Origin of the sequence: Halobacillus sp. BBL2006, assembly GCF_000786645.1 — a bacterium.
GTDB lineage: Bacteria > Bacillota > Bacilli > Bacillales > Halobacillaceae > Halobacillus.
This window is the reverse complement of the sequence record NZ_JRNX01000234.1, coordinates 1-2,934: the sequence shown is the minus strand read 5'-3', so window position 1 is coordinate 2,934 and position 2,934 is coordinate 1. Positions and strand designations below refer to the sequence as shown.

General features: G+C 40.5%; 2 protein-coding genes and 1 pseudogene. 2 read left to right on the top strand and 1 reads right to left on the bottom strand.

What is annotated here, in order from left to right; all coding sequences use genetic code 11:
- A pseudogene (locus LD39_RS07885) lies at positions 1 to 276 on the top strand (dihydrolipoyl dehydrogenase); the annotation flags it as partial.
- A gap of 68 nt (positions 277 to 344) precedes the next feature.
- Here the strand turns inward: LD39_RS07885 and LD39_RS07880 are convergent.
- The gene (locus LD39_RS07880) at positions 345 to 713 is read right to left on the bottom strand and encodes a hypothetical protein (protein ID WP_035544921.1); all 369 of its coding nucleotides are present in this window, start codon (positions 711 to 713) and stop codon (positions 345 to 347) included.
- A 557-nt stretch (positions 714 to 1,270) separates the two neighbouring features.
- Here LD39_RS07880 and LD39_RS07875 point away from each other — a divergent pair.
- The gene (locus LD39_RS07875; RefSeq protein ID WP_035544919.1) at positions 1,271 to 2,695 is read left to right on the top strand and encodes an aldehyde dehydrogenase family protein; all 1,425 of its coding nucleotides are present in this window, start codon (positions 1,271 to 1,273) and stop codon (positions 2,693 to 2,695) included.
- The last annotated feature ends 239 nt before the right edge of the window (positions 2,696 to 2,934 follow it).

Below are 2,934 nucleotides of genomic sequence, written 5' to 3'. Positions count from 1 at the left end.
AAATTCCCATTCGCTGCAAATGGACGTGCACTATCATTAAACGATAGTGACGGATTCTTGAAGCTTATTACTCGTAAAGATGATGATCTTGTTATCGGTGCTCAAGTTGCAGGACCGAACGCAAGTGACATGATTGCTGAGCTTGGCTTAGCGATTGAAGCTGGTATGACAGCTGAAGATCTTGCTCTTACAATTCACGCTCACCCAACACTAGGTGAGATTACGATGGAAGCTGCTGAAGTAGCTATCGGACAACCGATTCACATCGTAAAATAATACATTATAAAAGGAGCAGCCAAAGTTTAACTTTGGCTGCTCCTTTTTTTTATGTGTAAGAGTGAGGATTACTGAACCATAGCAATGGATTGCTCTAGTTCATTTAAAATATCTTCAATGGGTGCATCCCCTGTGATATGTTTAACCACTTTTCCATCTTTTTTAATTACGATAGAAGGGAGTTGTTCCTCGGATAACCCCGTTTGATCCACATTGGTTTTTGATTGCTTGAATTCGATTTCCTCAGGTTCAATCTGACTTGTTTTCCAATCCAGCAATGCACTCAAATAGTTCTCTGCCTTTTCCTTCTGATCCATATAAAGGTAAAGCTCATAAGAAGATTCCTGTGTGCTCAAGACTTCTACATCTTTTGACTGTGGGAGGCATCCTGCCAATAACAGAACTGACAGTAATGCAAGAATTGTACTGAATTTCATCAAGTTCCCACTCCCTTTCATTCTTTCCACACACAGTGTAACAGAGGGAAAGAGGAGAATTGATGATGTTAAAGAAATGTCATTTAAATGATATGCGTGTGTTGTATTATTAATTGCTTTGTTAAATCTTAATGGGTTTTGTAAAGGTGTCTTTTCCTTATGATTTTGTCCTTGTGAGACAAACTAAGCTGGAAAGGAGGGTGTATCATGAAGGATAAAAACAAGAAACACAAAAGTAAAAAGGATTTGAATGCGATGAGAAAAGAAAAAGGAGAACAAGAGGGAAAAGCAACGAACAAGGGAACTGAATAACACTCATGAAGGGTTTGCCAATAGCAAACCCTTTTAATTTTAGTCAGTTTTTTTGGTAGCAAATGACGTTCATCAAACGAGTGTGCGTCTTTTTTGGTTCTTTGAAATTTTATTTATAAATAAATGCTCTAACGCATACTCCAGGTTTCATTATGGGTAAAAAAGGTAATGTTCACTAGTGGAAGCAGACAAAAGGTTAAATGAATTTTTGAAAATTCAACTATAGATACAAGGAGTCGGATACAATGCGCAATTACTTGAAACATTTCATTAATGGAGAATGGGTTGAATCAACAGGATCAGATGTAGAAGAAGTGATCAACCCAGCAACGGAAGAAGTGATAGGTAAAATCAGTCTAGGTACCAAGGAAGACTTAGATAAAGCAGTAAAAGCGGCTCGAGATGCATTTCCATCCTTTTCAACGATGCCTAAAGAAGAACGGGTGAAGATGCTTGAGCGTATAGCAGAAGAATACGAAAAGAGAAAAGATGATATTATAGAAACCATTACGGATGAGTTAGGCTCTCCGCTTACTGTATCAGAAAAGGTGCACTATATGATGGGATACAACCACTTTTCCCAGGCAACTGAATCTCTGAAGGAATTTACTTTCATAGAAGATTTAGGAGGGCATACACGTGTGAAAGAATCTATAGGTGTTAGTGGTTTGATTACACCTTGGAATTTCCCAACCAATCAAACTTCTACAAAAATCGCGAGTGCTTTCGCTGCTGGAAGTCCCGTTATATTAAAGCCTGCAGAAATCACACCTTTTGCTGCAATTATTCTTGCTGAAATTTTCGAAGCGGCTGGAGTTCCAAAAGGTGCATTCAATCTTGTCAATGGCACCGGAGAAGTGATAGGGAATGGAATTAGCTCCCATCCTGACATTGATTTCGTATCTTTCACTGGTTCAGGAAAAGTCGGACAAAAAATCATGCAGAATGCTTCTGAAACCATTAAGAACGTGGCACTGGAGCTGGGAGGCAAGTCTCCACTGGTTGTATTAGAAGATGCGGACGTAGAAAAAGCTGCTAAAGTTGCAGTGAACCATATTGCAACAAATACAGGTCAGGTTTGCTCTGCGGCTACTCGTGTACTTATCCCTTCTAAGATGAAAGATTCTTTTGAAGAAGCCGTTAAGAAGGTACTATCCGAGTTCCCGGTAGGAAATCCACGTGAAGAGAACTATGTAGGTCCACTCGTTTCCAAGAAACAGTGGGACACCGTTCAGTCTTACATTGAAAAAGGTAAAGAAGAGGGTGCGACTCTTCTTGCAGGAGGCACTGGAAAACCTGAAGGAATAGACAAAGGCTATTTCGCAAGACTGACGGTATTCAGCGATGTGAAAAATGACATGACGATCGCTCAGGAAGAAATATTCGGTCCTGTTATGTCTATCTTGACGTACGACGGCCTTGATGATGCCATTGAAATAAGCAATGACACCGTTTATGGCTTAGCAGGTTATGTAGTAGGGGAAGACAAGGATGCACTAAGGAAGGTCGCAACAAGCATACGTGCAGGCCGAATTAAAGTTAACGATGCAGAAGCTGACTTCGCTGCCCCATTTGGAGGTTATAAACAATCCGGAATTGGAAGAGAATGGGGAGATCACGGAATTGAAGAATATTTAGAAACGAAAACGATTTTAGGTTTCCCATCCTAAACGATCTAGCAGGAGCTGTTTACAGCTCCTGCTTTTTAATTTGAAGAACTGTATTAAGTAACAATTAGGGTTAAGATCGGTAACCTTATACTTAGAAAATCATACTTTCACTAAAGCTCCCTATTCCAGAAGACTCAGTTTCGAGACTTTTGTTATAACGAATGGGGCCCTGGAAACCGGTCGCTTTCCGCGGGGAAGACGGCCAGCCTCCTCGAGCTGCGCTCTGTGGGGTCTAGCCT

Bases quoted from the DNA above. Each gene is read 5' to 3' on its own strand.
- LD39_RS07880 (WP_035544921.1), bottom strand. From the start codon at position 713: ATGAAATTCAGTACAATTCTTGCATTACTGTCAGTTCTGTTATTGGCA.
- LD39_RS07875 (WP_035544919.1), top strand. From the start codon at position 1,271: ATGCGCAATTACTTGAAACATTTCATTAATGGAGAATGGGTTGAATCA.